This is a genomic window from Janthinobacterium sp. 67 (assembly GCF_002797895.1).
Classification (GTDB): domain Bacteria; phylum Pseudomonadota; class Gammaproteobacteria; order Burkholderiales; family Burkholderiaceae_D; genus Janthinobacterium.
The window spans coordinates 1,098,305-1,114,383 of record NZ_PGES01000001.1 but is presented as its reverse complement, the minus strand read 5'-3'; the positions used below and the strand labels follow the sequence as shown (position 1 = coordinate 1,114,383).

General features: G+C 59.2%; 28 protein-coding genes. 5 read left to right on the top strand and 23 right to left on the bottom strand.

Annotated features, from left to right (window positions below; all coding sequences use genetic code 11):
* Positions 1-78 precede the first annotated feature (78 nt).
* Both CLU90_RS04970 and CLU90_RS04965 read left to right on the top strand, forming a co-directional pair.
* On the top strand, positions 79-501 hold the full coding sequence (locus tag CLU90_RS04970) for an AbiH family protein (RefSeq protein WP_092708184.1): 423 nt from the start codon (positions 79-81) through the stop codon (positions 499-501).
* A 51-nt stretch (positions 502-552) separates the two neighbouring features.
* Complete coding sequence (locus tag CLU90_RS04965) at positions 553-942, top strand: DUF6232 family protein (protein WP_092708182.1); 390 nt, start codon at positions 553-555, stop codon at positions 940-942.
* Positions 943-970: 28 nt separating this feature from the next.
* Here CLU90_RS04965 and CLU90_RS04960 read toward each other — a convergent pair whose 3' ends face one another.
* Positions 971-1,270: a hypothetical protein gene (locus tag CLU90_RS04960; RefSeq protein WP_092708180.1), complete on the bottom strand. Its 300-nt coding sequence runs from the start codon at positions 1,268-1,270 to the stop codon at positions 971-973.
* 253 nt (positions 1,271-1,523) lie between these two features.
* On the opposite strand from CLU90_RS04960, the gene CLU90_RS04955 reads away from it, so the two are divergent.
* On the top strand, positions 1,524-1,868 hold the full coding sequence (locus CLU90_RS04955; protein WP_157808744.1) for a hypothetical protein: 345 nt from the start codon (positions 1,524-1,526) through the stop codon (positions 1,866-1,868).
* 178 nt (positions 1,869-2,046) lie between these two features.
* On the opposite strand, the gene CLU90_RS29130 is transcribed toward CLU90_RS04955, so the two are convergent.
* The 20 genes from CLU90_RS29130 to CLU90_RS04880 all read right to left on the bottom strand — a co-directional run bounded on the left by CLU90_RS29130 (position 2,047) and on the right by CLU90_RS04880 (position 11,667).
* Positions 2,047-2,211 carry a hypothetical protein gene (locus tag CLU90_RS29130; RefSeq protein WP_157808743.1) on the bottom strand — a complete coding sequence of 55 codons (165 nt, stop codon included), beginning with the start codon at positions 2,209-2,211 and terminating at the stop codon, positions 2,047-2,049.
* 10 nt (positions 2,212-2,221) lie between these two features.
* Entirely contained in the window at positions 2,222-2,395 is a 174-nt protein-coding gene (locus CLU90_RS29635; protein WP_198511361.1) for a hypothetical protein, read from the bottom strand.
* Positions 2,395-2,739: a hypothetical protein gene (locus tag CLU90_RS04950; RefSeq protein WP_100427360.1), complete on the bottom strand. Its 345-nt coding sequence runs from the start codon at positions 2,737-2,739 to the stop codon at positions 2,395-2,397. The genes CLU90_RS29635 and CLU90_RS04950 overlap by 1 nt, the downstream gene beginning before the upstream one ends.
* The gene (locus CLU90_RS04945) at positions 2,736-3,125 is read right to left on the bottom strand and encodes a hypothetical protein (RefSeq protein ID WP_100427359.1); all 390 of its coding nucleotides are present in this window, start codon (positions 3,123-3,125) and stop codon (positions 2,736-2,738) included. Before CLU90_RS04945 ends, CLU90_RS04950 begins: the two co-directional genes overlap by 4 nt.
* Positions 3,122-3,769, bottom strand: a complete 648-nt coding sequence (locus CLU90_RS04940; protein ID WP_232731077.1) for a glycoside hydrolase family 24 protein — start codon at positions 3,767-3,769, stop codon at positions 3,122-3,124. Before CLU90_RS04940 ends, CLU90_RS04945 begins: the two co-directional genes overlap by 4 nt.
* Positions 3,753-4,466 (bottom strand): hypothetical protein, encoded by a 714-nt coding sequence (locus CLU90_RS04935; protein ID WP_100427358.1) that lies wholly within the window; start codon positions 4,464-4,466, stop codon positions 3,753-3,755. The genes CLU90_RS04940 and CLU90_RS04935 overlap by 17 nt, the downstream gene beginning before the upstream one ends.
* Before the next feature lie 2 nt (positions 4,467-4,468).
* Complete coding sequence (locus CLU90_RS04930; protein WP_157808742.1) at positions 4,469-5,134, bottom strand: hypothetical protein; 666 nt, start codon at positions 5,132-5,134, stop codon at positions 4,469-4,471.
* Position 5,135: 1 nt separating this feature from the next.
* Positions 5,136-5,537: a hypothetical protein gene (locus CLU90_RS04925; RefSeq protein ID WP_157808741.1), complete on the bottom strand. Its 402-nt coding sequence runs from the start codon at positions 5,535-5,537 to the stop codon at positions 5,136-5,138.
* Entirely contained in the window at positions 5,534-5,827 is a 294-nt protein-coding gene (locus CLU90_RS04920; RefSeq protein ID WP_157808740.1) for a hypothetical protein, read from the bottom strand. The genes CLU90_RS04925 and CLU90_RS04920 overlap by 4 nt, the downstream gene beginning before the upstream one ends.
* A complete protein-coding gene (locus tag CLU90_RS04915; RefSeq protein WP_100427354.1) occupies positions 5,827-6,078 on the bottom strand; it encodes a hypothetical protein in 252 nt (83 codons plus the stop codon). Before CLU90_RS04915 ends, CLU90_RS04920 begins: the two co-directional genes overlap by 1 nt.
* A gap of 9 nt (positions 6,079-6,087) precedes the next feature.
* Complete coding sequence (locus CLU90_RS04910; protein ID WP_100427353.1) at positions 6,088-6,912, bottom strand: major capsid protein P2; 825 nt, start codon at positions 6,910-6,912, stop codon at positions 6,088-6,090.
* A gap of 10 nt (positions 6,913-6,922) precedes the next feature.
* Positions 6,923-7,081, bottom strand: a complete 159-nt coding sequence (locus CLU90_RS29125) for a hypothetical protein (protein ID WP_157808739.1) — start codon at positions 7,079-7,081, stop codon at positions 6,923-6,925.
* 108 nt (positions 7,082-7,189) lie between these two features.
* Entirely contained in the window at positions 7,190-7,810 is a 621-nt protein-coding gene (locus CLU90_RS04905; protein ID WP_100427352.1) for a hypothetical protein, read from the bottom strand.
* Positions 7,807-8,289, bottom strand: a complete 483-nt coding sequence (locus tag CLU90_RS04900) for a hypothetical protein (RefSeq protein WP_100427351.1) — start codon at positions 8,287-8,289, stop codon at positions 7,807-7,809. Before CLU90_RS04900 ends, CLU90_RS04905 begins: the two co-directional genes overlap by 4 nt.
* On the bottom strand, positions 8,286-8,594 hold the full coding sequence (locus CLU90_RS29120; RefSeq protein WP_157808738.1) for a hypothetical protein: 309 nt from the start codon (positions 8,592-8,594) through the stop codon (positions 8,286-8,288). Before CLU90_RS29120 ends, CLU90_RS04900 begins: the two co-directional genes overlap by 4 nt.
* Positions 8,595-8,598: 4 nt before the next feature.
* A complete protein-coding gene (locus CLU90_RS04895; RefSeq protein WP_100427350.1) occupies positions 8,599-8,778 on the bottom strand; it encodes a hypothetical protein in 180 nt (59 codons plus the stop codon).
* 2 nt (positions 8,779-8,780) lie between these two features.
* Complete coding sequence (locus CLU90_RS29115; protein WP_157808737.1) at positions 8,781-8,927, bottom strand: hypothetical protein; 147 nt, start codon at positions 8,925-8,927, stop codon at positions 8,781-8,783.
* Positions 8,920-10,692 (bottom strand): replication endonuclease, encoded by a 1,773-nt coding sequence (locus CLU90_RS04890; protein ID WP_100427349.1) that lies wholly within the window; start codon positions 10,690-10,692, stop codon positions 8,920-8,922. The genes CLU90_RS29115 and CLU90_RS04890 overlap by 8 nt, the downstream gene beginning before the upstream one ends.
* Entirely contained in the window at positions 10,692-11,117 is a 426-nt protein-coding gene (locus tag CLU90_RS04885) for a hypothetical protein (RefSeq protein WP_157808736.1), read from the bottom strand. Before CLU90_RS04885 ends, CLU90_RS04890 begins: the two co-directional genes overlap by 1 nt.
* A gap of 121 nt (positions 11,118-11,238) precedes the next feature.
* Positions 11,239-11,667, bottom strand: a complete 429-nt coding sequence (locus CLU90_RS04880; RefSeq protein ID WP_100427347.1) for a hypothetical protein — start codon at positions 11,665-11,667, stop codon at positions 11,239-11,241.
* A 232-nt stretch (positions 11,668-11,899) separates the two neighbouring features.
* Here CLU90_RS04880 and CLU90_RS04875 point away from each other — a divergent pair, with 232 nt between their 5' ends.
* Positions 11,900-12,229, top strand: a complete 330-nt coding sequence (locus tag CLU90_RS04875) for a DUF3693 domain-containing protein (protein WP_100427346.1) — start codon at positions 11,900-11,902, stop codon at positions 12,227-12,229.
* 291 nt (positions 12,230-12,520) lie between these two features.
* Here CLU90_RS04875 and CLU90_RS04870 read toward each other — a convergent pair whose 3' ends face one another.
* Together CLU90_RS04870 and CLU90_RS04865 are read right to left on the bottom strand one after the other, a co-directional pair.
* Entirely contained in the window at positions 12,521-13,546 is a 1,026-nt protein-coding gene (locus CLU90_RS04870; RefSeq protein ID WP_100427345.1) for an OmpA family protein, read from the bottom strand.
* A complete protein-coding gene (locus CLU90_RS04865; RefSeq protein ID WP_157808735.1) occupies positions 13,492-14,358 on the bottom strand; it encodes a hypothetical protein in 867 nt (288 codons plus the stop codon). Before CLU90_RS04865 ends, CLU90_RS04870 begins: the two co-directional genes overlap by 55 nt.
* Positions 14,359-14,735: 377 nt before the next feature.
* Between CLU90_RS04865 and CLU90_RS04860 the strand changes: the two genes are divergently transcribed.
* A complete protein-coding gene (locus CLU90_RS04860; protein WP_232731076.1) occupies positions 14,736-16,079 on the top strand; it encodes a chitinase in 1,344 nt (447 codons plus the stop codon).

The window sequence follows — 16,079 nt, the reverse complement described above, 5'->3', positions numbered from 1 at the left end:
GGCGCAAGGTTATAAGAAGAAAAACTGTGCGCACTATACTATAAATGAGAATCATTACCATCTATATTTCGTGGAGTGATGCGCTTTGGTGGCCATGATTCGTGCCATGCGGATGGTGAAGCCAAAATGCAGGACGATGAGTTAATCCTTGGCCATGCCTGGAATCCCACACAGCGAAAATCTCTCAATGATCGCGAGGACATTGAGGAGCTTGATACCAGACTGATGGAGGCACACAGCATCTTAAACGGTTACTTTTTGCAGACTTTCAAGCCTTCCGAGAGGTTGATCCTTCAACACCAAGCGTTTTTCAATCAACTCGACGTCATAGAATCTGTATATGTGTTTGGCCCCTCGCTGTCTGATGTGGACCTTCCATATCTACAAGCGTTATTAAGTGCAACCAAGGTCGCCACTGCCGACTGGCATGTAGCCTGCCGTGAGGAGGTTGATCGGCCGGAAAGACGTGAGCGATTGAATTGGTTGGCATACAAGACCTAGGCCGAATCGAGAATTCTTGATAACATTGAATCTCATTTCCCGGGAGAAACAATGAGCGGCGCAGCAGAAACCACGTATTACACGAATGGCAGGGTAACCGTCACAAATGCCCGTTTCATGGTCGATGGCGAAACTCACGCAATAAGTGGCATTACATCGGTCAAGCTTGAGGTGAAAAAGCCGAATAGGGTCTTGCCTGCGGCGCTCATAATTTTTGAATTATTGGCGCTGACAAGTGGCAAGAACTTGACAAACCTGTCTATCTGGCACTGGGCCATTATCTTGCTTCCGGGAATAATCTGGATGTGTTTTCAACGAACGCACTATACGGTCACGCTTGCAAGCGCTTCCGGTGAGCGCCGTGCTTTGAAAAGCAAGGTAAAGCCGTTCGTAAGCGAGGTGGTCGAAGCGATAAATCAAGCGATTGTGCGTCGAGCTTAACCAGTAAAAGCCCGCAAATCGCGGGCCTTTACATTATGGTGTTCATGGCCAGTCGGGCATGCCGTGGGCGGGACGGGCGCTCCTTGATGGCGTCGAATAGGTCGTGCAGCTTCGCAGGGCGCACCTTGGCGGCCACGTCATAGCCGCGCACGTAGTTGGCAAAGGCGCGGGGGCTGAGGTGTAGCGGCGCGACGGCGGCAACCCAGTCGTACAAATCGTCCTCAATGACGGCAATCTCTCCGAACAGGTCGATTGCTGGCTGGCGTAGCTGGTAGGAAAAATAAGCTGCTGGCGGCTTCGGCTTGCGGCGGGTTGTTGTCTTTTTCATTCGGATATAAATGCCCGGCGACTTAGCAAGGCCATGCGGGGAATAGAAGGGTGTTTGGCTTTACGTAATTTCGTGAAAGTTAGACTTTTTCGAGGAGTTGAATGCAACACTTTGATTCTCCACTACTTTATAATTTTACATAATATAAATTATGCGAAGTGTAGTGCCAGTGCGAAAAAATCCTCCTTCTCCTCGATATGGAAATCGCAATACCGATTTATGGTATGCGATCTTCCATAATCAAAAATAACAAATGAGATTCCCAAACCTGCGATACGGCAACCCTACGGAGTTTGCCCACTACGCCATGGGCTTGCCCTTGGCCGACCTGGCGCGCACCCTGCGCCGCGACGAGCGCACCGTGCGCGACTGGCTCAGCGGCAAACAGCGCGTGCCCTGGTGGGTTCCTGAGTACATGCGCCTGCGCCAGATGGAGCAAGCCGACATTCGGCGCCAGATGAACATGACGGCGCTTGGCCCGCGCCTTGGCATCGTCCGCGGTAACGTCATCGAGCTTGCCGTGCGTCGGCCAAAAAAAGAGCCACAAATCACTGATTTGAGGCTCGATGACTTCGACCAGGCGCGCATCGCGCTTTGATCACTTTTTCTTTCGCTTGCGGAATTGTCCGTTTGCCTTGCGCGGCGGCGTGCGGCGGGCCATTATGCGGCCTCCAGCGCTTCGACGCGGGCTTCAATACGTGCGGCCCAGCGCATGGCGGCCAGGCCTTGCAGCATGACGCCCGAGGACGTAATGCATAGGAACAGGTCAACGGGCGTCATTTCGCCACCGGGCCTTTCTCAGCGATCACGCCAGCCAGCGCGCCCGCCATTGCCGTGGCGCCATCGACCACGATATGGTATTGCGTCGGTACGATCAGCTTTGCCAGTTGGAACAGCGCCGCGAAGCCCGCCCAGGTGGACGGCTCTTTCAGTCGATTCATGCATTTCCCCTTAGTAAAGTGTGCGGCCGCTTGAGTCTTTTACCGTTATCGACTGTGCGGCCACCCAGTCACGGATTTTGGGAAAACGGCTCAGCACGTAGGCAGCAATCAGGATGCCACCCAGCACGATCAAGCCTTCGCGGGCCACTTCTGGCACCGTTGGAACGATTTTTGACAGGTTCATCACAGCTGCCGATCAAACATAGGTGTTGACCGGCGCGGCTCCGTGTCAGCGGGCATCCATGGAATGTTGAACTCGACGGTGCGCAAAAACGCTGGCATTGCGCACTTGCCCGATGCCATCCATATTCCGTTCTGATCCATGTACGCCTTGCATTCAGCATCGTTGGTAAGCGTTTCCTTGGTCGTTGGAATTCCCAGGAAATTACTGGCACCATCAAGAGCACCCGCAGCCGCACCCCCCATGAATTCGAGCGCTTCGCCCGCTTTTTTTTTGAGATACCAGGCCGCCGCCAGCGCTGCTATGGCTGCGATGCCCACCACGATTACGTCGCTTTTGATACTCATTGCCACTCCGTTCCCGACAGGCTCGGAAACAGGCCGTCAATAAGGTTTGGTGTTGAGCCGTAATCGATGCTGTCTTGCACGCCATCACCGTAGGCATACGGGAACATTTCAGCCAACTGCGACCCTACCGGCTTACCGTCACTTGTGACGATCTGGCCTAGCCAATTTTTCTTCAGGAATGCCATCGTTCCATCCGGGTTTTTCGCGTCGCGGATCGCCGTCCAGGCGCCGCCCAGGAGCGATGTCCATAGCTGATCGCTGACGTTCTTTGTGTTGCTGTTGTTCGCGTTCGTGCCGCCGACAACCGCCGGCTTCTTGCGGCTTTGCATGTAGATGACGGCGCCGACACCCAGCGCGGCCAGTACTAAAATATCCTTGGAACTCATGCGACGCTACCCCCTGCGTTTGCGTAATGGTTGACGAAAGAGGCAAGCGCCACCTCGCCCTGGCCGTAGCCAGCTCCCGGCAGACTGGCCCACACCCTGCGCACCTTGCTGACGGCGGCGGCCACGCGGCCCGCCGCTACATCGCTCAAGGCACCCTTTTCCCGTATCAGTTCGATTGCGGCCGCTTCCTGGCTTGCCTGCGTGAAGTCCGTCAGGCCCAGCTTGTCCGCCAAGCGGTTCCAGGTCGGCTTGTTTATCTGGAAGGCGCCCGCCGCCGTGGATACGCAGCCAGGCCCGAAGCCCGCGCCCGCGCACATCGACGCCGACAGGGGCGTGCCACGCCAGCCCAGGCGGGCCGGATGATCGGCGAAGCTGTCAAACAGCGCGCCGCCCATGAGCGTGCGCCAGCCGTCCCGCCCTGCTGTTCCCTCCCCCACCCGCAAGGCGGTCAGGAAGGCATTCACGTTGTTGTTCATTTCTTCACTTTCAAAAATGCTTATCGCCTGGTAGGCATAGTCTTCAAGGCCTGGCGCCTGGTCCGTTTCGCCGCTCTCGTCTTCCTGCGGCCCCATCGTGTACGCGACGTAGGCCACTGCCGCCACCACCAGTGCGGCGGCGATGGCCGTGCTAGATGAACTGTTCACAGTCCACCGAGACATAAATCCCAGCATTCAGCGAACCCGTCTGAAACGACACGCCGCGCCCTGGCAGCAGGACAATCGGGTCGCGGATTGCCACTTCCGTATAGAGGTTTGCCGAAATCAGGAAGGAACCGATAGCTGTTCCGCCAGCCGGTCCCGGGACGTTGCCGCCGTTGCATTTCAACAGTCCATCAGCCATACCGATGCACTTATTCGCGGGCGCCAGGGACGCCCCAGCCTCTGCGCCGGTTTGCGTCATGCCGATCAGGTTTGTAACGTCGGAAGACAGCATGATGCGATTTAGCGATATGTTGACGCCCGAGGTCAGCGGGTTGAACAGCTGGACAAACGAGTAATTCGCGGCAATGCCGCCTACAGCACGCAGGCGGTAGAACGTGCTCCCGGCAATGACCTTGCCCTTGCTGTTGTCGATCACGTTCACATCGCCATAAATGCGGTCGTCGCGGAAATCAAAGTCGCCCGCCAGTATCGTGCCGGCATTGGCCAGGCCCGTGCGATCTATGATCGTGAGCGAATCGAAAGCGATGTTAAAAATGCCCTGGCCTGGCAGCAGGTCGGCGTAGCCGCCATTGGACAGGCGCACGCGAATGTAGCCGGTGCCGGAACGATATTTGACGAAGCGACCCTTTACATCAATGACCTGGCCGCCGTTCCCTGGCAAATTGAAGTCGTATTGCATGGTTATGCCTTTTTGAATGCCGACATGGCGAAAATCCCGGCCACGACCAGCACCGCCAGAATGATTTTTTCCTGCGCCGCGCTCGTGCCCTTGGCATCCGCGTAAGCGCCCTGCAACTGGTTGATCGCACCCGACTGCACCGCCGACGCCCGGTCATACGCACCCGCCAAGCGGGCATCATTTGCACCGGCAAAGTCGAGCGCGGAATTGAAAAGGCCGTCTGCAAATCCATACCCGCTGTTCGTGGCCGCCGTCGCGGCACTGGTGGCCGACTGCGACAGGCCAAACATTTTCGACAGCGCATCAGCCGCCACGGAAAGGCCGCCAGCGATGGCGCCGCCATCGAGCGAATTGTTGTATGTGTTGGTCGTGTTGTTGCTGTTCGATACCGTGCTGCTCGTGTCGTACAGGTTCGACGTACTTCGATTGCTCAAGTCGTAACTGTTGTCCGAATTCGTCTTGCTGGAATCGAACAGGTTCGACGTGCTGCGGTCGCTCAAGTCGTTAAACGACGTGTTGTTGCTGTTCGTCTGGCTGCGGTCGCTCAGATCGTAGGCATTGGTACTGCGATTGCTCAAGTCATATGACGAACTGGTGTTCGTGATGACCTGGCGATTGTCTTGCGTTGTTGACGCCTGACTTGTCTTTGAAGATGAACTGCCGCCCATGTTATGCCCTCAGTTTCTTTTGCATGATTTTCGCCACTTCGGCATACCCGGCTTGTTCCAGCTTGCGCACCAGCCCCGGGCGGCGCGTATAGATGTTCATCACGTCGCAGCCCACGCCAAACACGCGCTCAATTTCCGGCAGGATTGTTCTTGTCAGGTCTCCGCGCGCGCCCAGGTGCTGCGCCGCACACACTTCCAACGCCCTACCCCGCTCCCGCTGCACCACCTGTACAGCGAACGCCGCCAGCGGCGCGCCGTCTCTGCCGGTCAGCAGGAACGACAGGCCGTCTCCGATAAAATCGCTGATGCTGGCAATGCCGCCCGACGTATCCGTCTTCGGATTGAGCGCCAGACCCGCCATCAGGCGACAGGCTTCATCGTGAGGGAGCGCGACGAACTTCATTTGCGCAGGACGAAGTACAGCGCGGCGGCCAGGCCGATCAGCAGCAAAGGATTGCTGAACAGGCCAGCCGCTGCCGACGATACGGGCGAATCGGTCTTCGCATTCGTCGCTGCCGCCGAGGTGGAGCCGGAACCCAGCCCCACGCTCACCGACCAGGCCGATCCGTCGTAATCGTTGTTGTATTGGTTGCCGCCAGCGCTCGACGGCCCGCCAGGCTGCATTGCAGCCTGGGCGATGCCGCCGGCGGCCATCAGGCCAGCGCTCCACGGGTCAGCAGGAACCGCCGCCATTACTTCTTCACCATCAGGACGATGACGACGGCAATCAAGGCCAGCGTGAGCGGATTCATGCCCACGCTGACGGTGCTACGCCTTGTGTTGGTCTGCCCCAGGTTGTACAGGTTCCCGTTGTCGTCCACGCCATACGCGGCGCTGGAATCGTGTACCACCTGGGGCCGGTTGATCGTGCGATCAACGTATGCGTCAATGACGTTGCCCAGCTTGGAGAGCGTCCAGGCGCCCACATCGGAAGTTTCACCCATGACGCCCCCTTAGAACGCGTCCAGCGGTTCCAGCACTTCGGATTCGATGGTGATTGTTTCGCCAGCGGAGAAAGTGCCCAAGATTTCCATGGTCTGTGCGTTGCGGGTGTTCAAGATCTGCGACTGGTTGTCGTCAACGATGAAGTCCTGCATGAACAAGCCCGCTTGCGGTACCTTGCGGTATTCCAGTTGCGAGAAGTCGTTCAGCGCCTTCGTGTTTTCTTCGATGACGATGCCGTTTTTCTTGATCAACAAGCCCGTCATGTTGGCCGAGAAGATCGCCCAGCGCTTGAACAAGCTGCCGCCGCTCGACACTTCGACGTGTGGGATTGGCAGCGAGAACGTGCCAGCCGCGCCGATGGTAATGGTCGTGCTGTGGATGCGCGCAATCAGGTTGCGCGTGGCCAGTTCGGCACCGTCCACCTGCGGGCGGCTCACTTCGGCATAGCCCTGGATCGCTGGCGCGGTGGCGCCGGTAATCGTCAGTTCCAGTTTCAGGTTTTGCATGCCGACGGTCGTGTCGATGGCGCCCAGGCTCTGGCCCAGTTCGGTTTTGCTGCGCACTTCGGAAAAGTCTATCGTCAGGAAGCCAGCGGCGGCGGAAATGCCGCGATACTGCATGCGGGCATCCTGGCGGGCGCCGGTGCTGTCCCAGATGATTTTGCCGTTTGCCTTCAGCTGGATGCTGGTCAGCATGGCCTTGGTCAGCGCCGTTCCGCTCAAGACGAACGTCATTCGCTCGATGGTGTAGCCCAGCAGGTTATTCAGGTCGAGCGTGGCAACGCCGTTCGCTACGACGTTGTTGAAAGGAAGGAGTTTCAGACGTTGACCCATGTCGCCCCCTTTATGCCAGCGAGGCGGACAGGTACGGCACTTTTTTTGCGACGACCACGGCGCCGACGGCAACCGCTGCGCCCTTGACCATCGGATTGCCCACGAATTTGTAGGCGGCGTAGCAAATGCCCAGGGCAATGCCCAATGTTTTCAGATCGTCTTGCGTCATTTTAGGTTTCCCCTGGTGTATGGATAAAAAAAAGTGAATTCGGAAAGTCAGAATTCACTGTATTTTTTTGTCCCCACCGACGCAAAATTGTTGCCTTAGGCACGCTCCCTAAGAGAACTTGACCCGGCCCATTACATTTTCTTTCGTTCGCACGTTTCTGTGTATGTATTGCAACGGTTTCAAGCCTTTTATATCGTCAACAGTGACGCATAGCGACGATGCCATGACTTTTTGATCGGCTTCGAAATTGAGGAAGCCGCAATGTATTTCGGTGCAGTTCGACCAGAATGCCTTGTCGACCTGGGCGGGCCGCTGGCTGGCGCCGATGATGCGCAAACCCTTATGACGCCCTACCGACGTGGCCATTTTCCAGCCTGCAGGCGCATGCGTGGCCGACGTGACGAAGGCAAGCTCCTCTATCACCAGGCGCAGATTACCCGCATGCACGGCGGCTCGACAGAACATGTCGAATTGCTGGGCCCGGATTTTGTCATCGAAAGACGGCTGAAACGCTATGCGGAACTGGCCCGCCTTGAGTGCCTGAATGGCCACGCCCAGCTTGTCGGTAATCACGTCCACGAACGCGCCGTATTCGCGCATGTAGTCCCATATCAGCAGGCGCTTATCGGACTTTTTCAGGGCGTACTGCTTGATGAAGACGCCCTTGCCGCTGCCGGTGGCGCCGATGACGGCGATCACCTCGGCGCTGTTTGATTGGTCTGTTTTCATGCGGTTGCCGTCCCGAGTACTGCATGGTCCATCACGGGCGGCGGCGTTACGGGCACCCGCTGTTGCGCCTTGTCCATCTGCACCGCTTTGGCCGGCGCGCGCGATGCGATATCTGCCTTGACGCCCTGCACCGTCGCCCAGGCAATCGGGCCGCACACGAACAGCGCGGCGATTTCTTCCTGATACCTCCCGCCCCACTCTTCCAGGTTGACGCCGTACTTTGCCAGCACCGGCCCCAGCGAGGCGGCCACCTGGCCGCACGCCTCAGGCGTGTAGACGCCTTCCAGGGATGGATACAGCTTGCTCAAGATCGGCACGGCCAGGGCCATAATCATCGACACGCCCCGGCTGTTCTGTTCGGCCATGCTGATGACGGCGGCCTGCTCCTGCTGCTCCAGCATCGCGCCTGGCGTCGTTCTGGCCACCTCGCCGTCAAGGTTCGCGGCCTGCATGGCCAGGCTGTCTAACTCTTCCATCATGCACCCTTCACGAGATAATCGAACGGGCCAGCCTTTTTTGCTGGCGGCGGCACCACCTTAGGCACGCTCTCAGGAGCGTGCGCAACTGGCGGTTTTACTGGCGCGGGCGCAGGCTCCTGGACTTCTGCCTTAGGCAGCTTGCTGCGCCAGCGGCTGGCCGCTGCCGTGCCGCGCTTGGCAAACGCCGATACATCGCACTCGTCACATGCCATGGTCAGCGTTCCCGCTTCGTTTTCCTTCAACAAGACAGGATGGCCGCAGCAATCACACGGAATACGCCCCAACTTCGTTTTCACGGCGGCCATGGTCTTACAAGCCCCGGATTTGGTCGAGGGTGAATTCCGACGACAAGGCGCCATCCGAATCCGCATCGTCAAACTTGACGGTAATCGGCGTGCCGTCCGGACTGGCGCTGACAACAACGCCCACCTGGCCGTGACGTTCCAATTCATCATCAACAACTTTTACTGCCGTATATACCTGGTACATGGTTATTTCCCTTTCAGTTCATCGACTTCCGCCCGCAGGCGGTCTATTTCCATTGCCATTTCCAGCAATGTCCCTTTGAAGCCAGCCGGGAGATACGCCCCGGCCAGCGCACTGAGGCGCGAGAACGCCTCCTTCAATTTCTCATGCATGTTTGTCCTTGTATTTGCGCTGCAGGTGCAGCAGATGGGCCGACGGCGCGCCCGCTGGGCGTTTTTTGTGCCGCTGGTAGGTCTGGATCACTTCTGGCGGCGCGCAGGGCTTGCCGTCCCGGTCAAACGTTCGGCCGACATCGAAGGCCGGAACGAATTTTTTATTTTCAGCCTGGAACGGCGCCGGGGCTTTGGCCTGGCGCGAACAGTTATTTACACCAGTCCGAGGAACGGCAAGGGCCACCCCGGCCCGGTCTATCGTCCAGCGGTAGCGGGTGGACTCGTAGACCGCATGCGGCTGCGCCGCCAGATACACGCCTACTGGCCTGTGCGCCTCTACCTGCTCATAGCGGCCCTCTACGCCCTCTTCCCTTGTCGCAAGCCTGATCGTGGCTCCGCGCCCCACCGTAGGCCCGCCCATGGCCCATATGAAACGGGCGAAGTCGGCGCGCTGGGCGATGGCTGGGTTTTCGGACTCGACTTTCTGCGCGGCCTGGTAGGCTTCCCGGATTGGCTCGGGCGCATTGCGCACCGACTCCTCCGACAGGCGGCGGAACTCGCGCCACACGCCCACCGGCACGCCGCCGATCTGCTGGAACTGGCGAATTCCGTGTACCTGCGCCCAATAGGTGACGCGCTGGGATGCCGTGAATTCCTTCTTGTCGAACATGTCCGGCACGATGACGTAGGTGCGGCCATCCTCAAATGCCTTGTGGTCGCCCACGCCTGCGCCGTCAATACTCTTGCAGACGTATTTGATGATGTAGCCCGCCGCCGTGCCCTTCCCCGCCTCGATCCGCACCAGCTTGACGCGGTTTTTGATGGCGCCCGGCTCGTCGCCGTCCTCGCGCATGGCGTAGGCATGAATGACCGCCTCCATGGTGGCCTGATGCTCAGGCGCGACGAACAGCAGCATGTGCCAGTGCGGGCACCCGTCCGTGTGTGGTTCAGCGATGCGGAAGCCGTAGGGCTGGATGCCGCGACGGTGCAGCGCGGAACGGATAGCAGACCACACCTTGACCAGATACGCCTGCGCCGCGCGCGGCGTCGGACTGCCGAATTCCGCGTACTTCGCGTTTGTGCCGCCTACCGAGTGGTATTTGCTGGGGCAAGTGATGGTCCAGAACATGCCTACGTGGCGCATCTTGTCGGCCACCTCTTCAAAGCCGCGTATGCGCAGCATCAACTCGCCGCGGCGCAGGGTTTTATTGCCCATGCCCAGTTCGGCCAGTTCGGCCAGGCTGTAGACGTCGCCGTTTTCATTGGTGGCCGTGACGGCCGCCAGCGCTTTCTTGTTCGCTTCGTTTTGCGCCGCTTGCGCCAGGCACGTTTCGCGGCTGACATACGGATCAGCGCGCACGTAGGTCAGGCCCAGCTGGATAGATGTGTGCTCGAATCGGCGCATCAATTCTTTGCGCAGTGCGCGGCGCCACCATGCATGATCTGCTGCGCGGGCGATGTAGCCGCCGATCGTCGCCGCCACTGGCGGCCTGACGCCGCGACGGCTGCATATCGCGTCAATCCGCGCCTTGATGGCGTGCTCATCGTGCAGGCTTGAGCACACTTCGTAGCACTCGCGTGCGGCCTGCAAGGCGGCCACCGAGATAGCGCCCTGGCCAGTCATGGCGCCATTGCTGTCGGCCAGCGGCAGGCGCTGATCGTCAGCCAGCACGGCATCGACCACACGCTGACGCGACACGTTCAGGCCGCCGAACATGCTTTGCACGGCGCTGGCCATGCGCGACGGAATGCCCATGGAAAGCATCAATGAACCTTGCCGCTTAGCTCAGGCATGCGCCCGCCGTTCATGCACTTTTGCACTACTTCCAGATTGGCGCGCAGTTTGGCGACTTCGCACCAGATGCGGCCACGTTCCAGCGCATCGAACTTGCACAGCGCATCGCTGGCGCGCTCCTTCGGCATGCGCGCCGACATGACGGCCACCATGCGGGCGGCCATCGGCAAGCGCATCCAGTACGCGGCGCGCACGGCCTCGACGTCGGCAGGCGTGGCGATGGTCGCCAGTACCGCGGCGCCGCGCTCCATGCGCTGTTCGCGTGGCGTGGCGTTGATCTGCGCGCTTATGACGTCCATTTCAGCCAAGAAGGCTTTTGTTTCCAGTTCCAGCGGTGTCAGCTGGGGACCGGCGACGGCGGCCACCGCGACCAGTTCATGGGCAAGGTGTCTCATTTGCAGGCCACCACAGGCGCGAAATACTGGAGAGCGATCACGATAACGGCAGATGCGGCCGGTACGCAGATCAGGAAGGCGGCAGCGGCGTATACGTGCCGCCAGCGGCGGACATGGCCGCTCATTTCAGGTTTTCCAGAAAGAGCAAGGCGGCGTCAATATCACTGATGGCAACCTGCTTTCTATCGACGTCACCCTGATGCACCCACGGCGCGCCCAACTTACCAGCCTGATATTCTGAGAACATGCGACGCATCATTTCAAGATTTTGGATTGCCGCCCCACGCTGATTACGCAAAGCAAGCAGCACCGTATCCAGCATTTCGCCCTCGATCGCTTGGTAGCGCATCGAGCGGCAATTCAAGGCAGTTAGCGCATCGCTTCCAAAAGCGATATCCCGGCTCAAGAAGCTTACTAATGCTGGGCTATCCGTGATCCTGATTCTGTCCTGATCAGCAAACAATTTCTGCATCACGGCTTTTACGATGTACTGAATCACATCATTGCTTGCGGATAACTTAAATGTTTTGTAATTTTGTGTAACTGACATGTTGCCTCCTCAGGCTGGTTTTTCTCCTCGGGCGAAAGTGCCGGGCGGGCGGCGGGGCCGCTAGTTGCCTGAGGAGGGACGGAAGAATCCGCCCGACAGGGAGGAAGATACGCTTCACTTGAAGCATGTGTCAACAGAAACATGTTTCAGTTGTGTAGCTTGTCGCGTGTCTCACAACGGTGTATGTTCTGCGAATACGCGCCAAACTGCGCGCCAGCCCTGAGGAGGAGCTATGAAAAACACTATTTATTTCCTTGATGCGGTCAAGGAAAAATTGGGCATTACGTCCGATTACGCCCTGGCCAAGCAGCTAGGATTTTCCCTGTCCACGGTCAGCAACTACCGCACCGGCCGCCGCGTGCTCGACGACGATGCAGCGCTGACGATTGCTGACGCCCTGAAACTGCACCCGCTCAGCGTCATTGCAGCAGCAAATGCCGAGCGCGCAAAAACGCCCGAGCAGCGTGAGCGCTGGTCGGGCGTCATGGAAAAATTTTCAGCGTCTTTTAATTCACTGTTATTGGGCGCCAGCCCGCGCCAAGCCTCGTTCTTGACGCGCTGATAACAGTTTTCGCGCTGGCACTACACTCTATAAATTATGCGAAGTTATGGATGGATTCGTCAAATCCCTCATTTTGCAACTTGTACAATCGCAAATGCGATTTCGGCCTTCTACGCACGGCTGTGGCGCTATAGTCTTTCCTTCGCGCCTCGATGCACCGCCCAGCTCGCACACAGCGCACACGTTCGCCTATCTTTGGTATTGGCTCTGTTCGAGTTCGCTTTTGGCTGCTGCTTTGCGCCGCGCTTCGCAGTCCGTCCAGCACGCCCGTCGACCTGCCAATGCGTGCCGCTACGGCCGCTGTTCCAAAACGAACACGGTTGCGCGGCGTGCTCTGGCGTATTCGGCTGGCGATGTAGCCAGGCTGCCTGCGCCGGCAATTTCAATGCTCCAGCGTTTCGATGGCGCATGCGTGGCCAGGCATTGCGCTGCCGATGCGGCGCGTTGCAGGCTGAGCGCGTTGTTGCCGGCCGGCGTGCCGCGCTCGTCGGCGGCGCCGGCAATCTGCACGCGCTGGGCGTTCGGGGACGCTTTTGTCACGTTCGCGGCGAGCCGTGCGCAGTCTTCTTGCCTGGGCGTTGAACTGCCCGTGGCGAAGCTGATTTCGGCCGCCATTGTCCATTTTTCGACCATGCGCCGGTCGCGCTCGTTCTGGCGTTTGATCTCCTGGGCAAGGTCGGCCACGGCGGCGGACAGGCGATTGACGGTCTGCGGGTCTGGCGGGATGAACACCGGGTCTGTCGGCGGCGGCGTGATGAGCCCGCATTTGATGGTCGCCGGGCCCATGCAATCTTGCCGCAAGTCCCCTGCCGCAAGCTTGGCGTCCATCACGTCGTCGCGCCGGGCGCCGTTGGCGACGGCGGCGTCGAGGACCGGTGCGGCGCTGCCCGGTTTGCCCACGGCCTTGAACATCGCGTGCAAGACGCTGGCTTTTTGTTCCAGCGCCATTTGATAGGTGTCATAGTCGATCGAACCGCTCCAGAATCCGACGCAAGCCGAATAGCCTTCCTGGACCTTTTCCCTGACCAGCGGCGCAAACGCAACGGGTTTGATGGAATAGGAACCGGCCAGATAGATACCGGTCTTGCCGAGCGGTACCTCAAGCAGCGTCTTGCAGCCATCTTCAAACGCGGCGCGCAAGCCCTGGCACATGTTTTCCGCCAGCGGATGGACGGCCGGCTCAATGTTGCAGCGGCCCTCGTGCTGGAAACCCGCATACAGCGCGAGGGCCGCCGGGATGATCACTTCCAGATAGGGACTCATTATTTGATGGCCGGGCCGGCGGTCACGGCGTTCTCGCCGCCGGACACGGTGCATGTGACGGCCGGCACATGCTTGCTGGCGTCGCGGGCGTTGACCAGGCGCTGGCCGCCCGCTTCGTAAATCTGCTCGAGCATCAGGCGCAGCGCCTGGGCTTCGTCGTACTTGCCCATGCCCAGACCGATGACGATCGCGCGCGTCTGGTCGAGCGCTGGCCGGATGGCGACGGAAAAATCGTCCTTGGTCAGACACACCTTGGCAGCCGGACTCACTGTTTTCGTTCCGCTTGCCGCGCTTCCCTTATTCCACTCCACATCCACTTCCTTGATGTGCAGGAAATCATAGTAAGGAATCGCAGCAACCAGCACGACGGAATCGAGCTCATGGAGCTTGTTTGAAAAGCTGGCGTTGACGGCCGCTTTATGCGCCTTTTTTTGCTCGGACAAGCGCGCCAGCTGCTGCTCGTACTGCGTCGCATCGTAGGCGGGCCAGGCATTGATGCCTCTGGAAATCTCCTCCATATATCGCTCATGCACCTGCGTCATGGCCGCCTGGTCAGGCCGCGCGGCAAGTTCTTCCAGGATGCACAGGCGCTGCGCGAACAGGGTTTTGACGAGGGCTTCGTCACCGACGCCCGTTGAGCTCCACCTGGACGTGATGGGATTCATTTCCTTGCCCTCGATGACAGGCTTGAGCTGGAACGCCAGCCGGCCATCCTTTCCCGTGATGCCAGGACAACTACCTTGCGCGTTGCCGACCAGCTTTTTTTGCTGGGGAGTCAACTCGGGAGTCAAACTTGCACAACCGGCAAGCATGGCGCTTGCGGCGATGGCACAAAGCCACAAAATCAGCAGGCGCAGTGTTTTCATTCTTATCCCCTGTGTTGAGGCAATAACAATATGCGCTACGATACGCCGAAGATGGACGTGGAAATACGTTTATTGTCACAATGAAAATCTACAACAATTGTCACCGTGGCCGGGCAGACGCTGCCGCAACCGCCCACCTCCCTTCCCCGCCCTGCTCCCGGCGCCATTCATGGCACCATACCAGCACGCCAGAAAACAGCCACTGGTATGGCCCGCATCGCCGGTCTACCAGGGAAAGATGGCAACTGGTATTGTGATCTTGCGCAAAGAATAAAACCAGTTGACTACCACCTGCAATGCTTGCACTCTGAAAAATCGGACGGTGTCCAGCCGGCCGGCAAAAAAATACACAAGGAGACGCAATGAACCGGACAGTCATGAATACCCTCATCATTACCCTCTTCGGGGGAACGTTGGCGGCCTGCGGCGGTGGCGGCGACGGATCCAGCGCAGGCGCAAGCCAGCTGCTGGCCGGCGCCACGCAAGCGGTCGCCTGCTACACGCCGTGGAATAGCGGCACGGCCTACAACGGCGGCGGTCAGGCCAGCTACAACAACGTCAACTACACCGCCAATTGGTGGACGCAAGGCAATAACCCGTCGACCAGCAGCGGCGGCGCCGGCAGCGGCCAGCCCTGGACGGCGGTGGGCGACTGCGGCACGCCGACACCGACTCCTACCCCAACTCCGACACCCACGCCTACCCCAACACCCACGCCGACTCCCACCCCGACACCGACGCCAACGCCAACTCCGACACCTACTCCAACTCCGACGCCTACCCCCACGGGCCTGGCGAAACATGCGCTGATCGGCTACTGGCACAACTTCACCAACCCCAGCGGCGCCACGTATCCGATCAGCCAGGTCAGCGATGACTGGGACGTGATCGTCGTCTCGTTCGGCGACAACGCGGGCGGCGGCAATGTCAGCCTGACCATCGATCCGGGCGCAGGCACGGAAGCGCAATTTATCGCCGACGTGGCCGCCAAGCGTGCCAAGGGCAAGAAAGTCATCCTGTCGCTGGGCGGGCAAAACGGTTCCGTTTCCGTCGGCAACACGGCTGAAGCGACGAATTTCACCAACAGCCTGTACGCCATCATCACCAAATATGGCTTCGACGGCATCGACCTGGACCTGGAAAACGGCGTGGCCCAAGGCGCGGCCATCCAGACCTATCTGCCGATCGCCGTGAAAAACCTGAAAGCCAAGGTCGGCAACAGTTTTTATCTTTCGATGGCGCCGGAATGGGTGTACGTGGAAGGGGGTTACACGAGCTATGGCAGCATCTGGGGCGCCTACATTCCCATCATCAACGCCTTGCGCAGCGAGCTGACGGTACTGCATCCGCAGTACTACAACAATGGCGATATCTATACGCCCTACGCCACGGGCGCCATCAAGGCGGGCTCGGCCGACCAGCTGGTGGCCACGGCGCGCATGCTGATCGAAGGATTCAATTACGGCAGCAACACCTTCGCCGGCCTGCGTCCGGACCAGGTGGGCTTTGGCGTACCGTCGGGGCGCAGCTCGGCCGGCTCGGGTTTCACGACGAATGCCGACGTCAGCAACGCCCTCAATTGCCTGACGCGTTTGCTCAACTGCGGCACCATCAAGCCGCTGCAGGCGTATCCGGACTTCCGCGGCGTGATGACGTGGTCAATCAACTGGGACCGCCACGATAACTATAATTTCTCCGTGCCGACGAAGACCTTGCCGTAA

What these genes read in the sequence shown, in the direction of transcription:
- CLU90_RS04970 (WP_092708184.1), top strand. Translation starts at nt 79, where the DNA reads ATGCGCTTTGGTGGCCATGATTCGTGCCATGCGGATGGTGAAGCCAAA.
- CLU90_RS04965 (WP_092708182.1), top strand. Translation starts at nt 553, where the DNA reads ATGAGCGGCGCAGCAGAAACCACGTATTACACGAATGGCAGGGTAACC.
- CLU90_RS04960 (WP_092708180.1), bottom strand. Translation starts at nt 1,270, where the DNA reads ATGAAAAAGACAACAACCCGCCGCAAGCCGAAGCCGCCAGCAGCTTAT.
- CLU90_RS04955 (WP_157808744.1), top strand. Translation starts at nt 1,524, where the DNA reads ATGAGATTCCCAAACCTGCGATACGGCAACCCTACGGAGTTTGCCCAC.
- CLU90_RS29130 (WP_157808743.1), bottom strand. Translation starts at nt 2,211, where the DNA reads ATGAATCGACTGAAAGAGCCGTCCACCTGGGCGGGCTTCGCGGCGCTG.
- CLU90_RS29635 (WP_198511361.1), bottom strand. Translation starts at nt 2,395, where the DNA reads ATGAACCTGTCAAAAATCGTTCCAACGGTGCCAGAAGTGGCCCGCGAA.
- CLU90_RS04950 (WP_100427360.1), bottom strand. Translation starts at nt 2,739, where the DNA reads ATGAGTATCAAAAGCGACGTAATCGTGGTGGGCATCGCAGCCATAGCA.
- CLU90_RS04945 (WP_100427359.1), bottom strand. Translation starts at nt 3,125, where the DNA reads ATGAGTTCCAAGGATATTTTAGTACTGGCCGCGCTGGGTGTCGGCGCC.
- CLU90_RS04935 (WP_100427358.1), bottom strand. Translation starts at nt 4,466, where the DNA reads ATGCAATACGACTTCAATTTGCCAGGGAACGGCGGCCAGGTCATTGAT.
- CLU90_RS04930 (WP_157808742.1), bottom strand. Translation starts at nt 5,134, where the DNA reads ATGGGCGGCAGTTCATCTTCAAAGACAAGTCAGGCGTCAACAACGCAA.
- CLU90_RS04925 (WP_157808741.1), bottom strand. Translation starts at nt 5,537, where the DNA reads ATGAAGTTCGTCGCGCTCCCTCACGATGAAGCCTGTCGCCTGATGGCG.
- CLU90_RS04920 (WP_157808740.1), bottom strand. Translation starts at nt 5,827, where the DNA reads ATGGCGGCGGTTCCTGCTGACCCGTGGAGCGCTGGCCTGATGGCCGCC.
- CLU90_RS04915 (WP_100427354.1), bottom strand. Translation starts at nt 6,078, where the DNA reads ATGGGTGAAACTTCCGATGTGGGCGCCTGGACGCTCTCCAAGCTGGGC.
- CLU90_RS04910 (WP_100427353.1), bottom strand. Translation starts at nt 6,912, where the DNA reads ATGGGTCAACGTCTGAAACTCCTTCCTTTCAACAACGTCGTAGCGAAC.
- CLU90_RS29125 (WP_157808739.1), bottom strand. Translation starts at nt 7,081, where the DNA reads ATGACGCAAGACGATCTGAAAACATTGGGCATTGCCCTGGGCATTTGC.
- CLU90_RS04905 (WP_100427352.1), bottom strand. Translation starts at nt 7,810, where the DNA reads ATGAAAACAGACCAATCAAACAGCGCCGAGGTGATCGCCGTCATCGGC.
- CLU90_RS04900 (WP_100427351.1), bottom strand. Translation starts at nt 8,289, where the DNA reads ATGATGGAAGAGTTAGACAGCCTGGCCATGCAGGCCGCGAACCTTGAC.
- CLU90_RS29120 (WP_157808738.1), bottom strand. Translation starts at nt 8,594, where the DNA reads ATGGCCGCCGTGAAAACGAAGTTGGGGCGTATTCCGTGTGATTGCTGC.
- CLU90_RS04895 (WP_100427350.1), bottom strand. Translation starts at nt 8,778, where the DNA reads ATGTACCAGGTATATACGGCAGTAAAAGTTGTTGATGATGAATTGGAA.
- CLU90_RS29115 (WP_157808737.1), bottom strand. Translation starts at nt 8,927, where the DNA reads ATGCATGAGAAATTGAAGGAGGCGTTCTCGCGCCTCAGTGCGCTGGCC.
- CLU90_RS04890 (WP_100427349.1), bottom strand. Translation starts at nt 10,692, where the DNA reads ATGCTTTCCATGGGCATTCCGTCGCGCATGGCCAGCGCCGTGCAAAGC.
- CLU90_RS04885 (WP_157808736.1), bottom strand. Translation starts at nt 11,117, where the DNA reads ATGAGACACCTTGCCCATGAACTGGTCGCGGTGGCCGCCGTCGCCGGT.
- CLU90_RS04880 (WP_100427347.1), bottom strand. Translation starts at nt 11,667, where the DNA reads ATGTCAGTTACACAAAATTACAAAACATTTAAGTTATCCGCAAGCAAT.
- CLU90_RS04875 (WP_100427346.1), top strand. Translation starts at nt 11,900, where the DNA reads ATGAAAAACACTATTTATTTCCTTGATGCGGTCAAGGAAAAATTGGGC.
- CLU90_RS04870 (WP_100427345.1), bottom strand. Translation starts at nt 13,546, where the DNA reads ATGCACCGTGTCCGGCGGCGAGAACGCCGTGACCGCCGGCCCGGCCAT.
- CLU90_RS04865 (WP_157808735.1), bottom strand. Translation starts at nt 14,358, where the DNA reads ATGAAAACACTGCGCCTGCTGATTTTGTGGCTTTGTGCCATCGCCGCA.
- CLU90_RS04860 (WP_232731076.1), top strand. Translation starts at nt 14,736, where the DNA reads ATGAATACCCTCATCATTACCCTCTTCGGGGGAACGTTGGCGGCCTGC.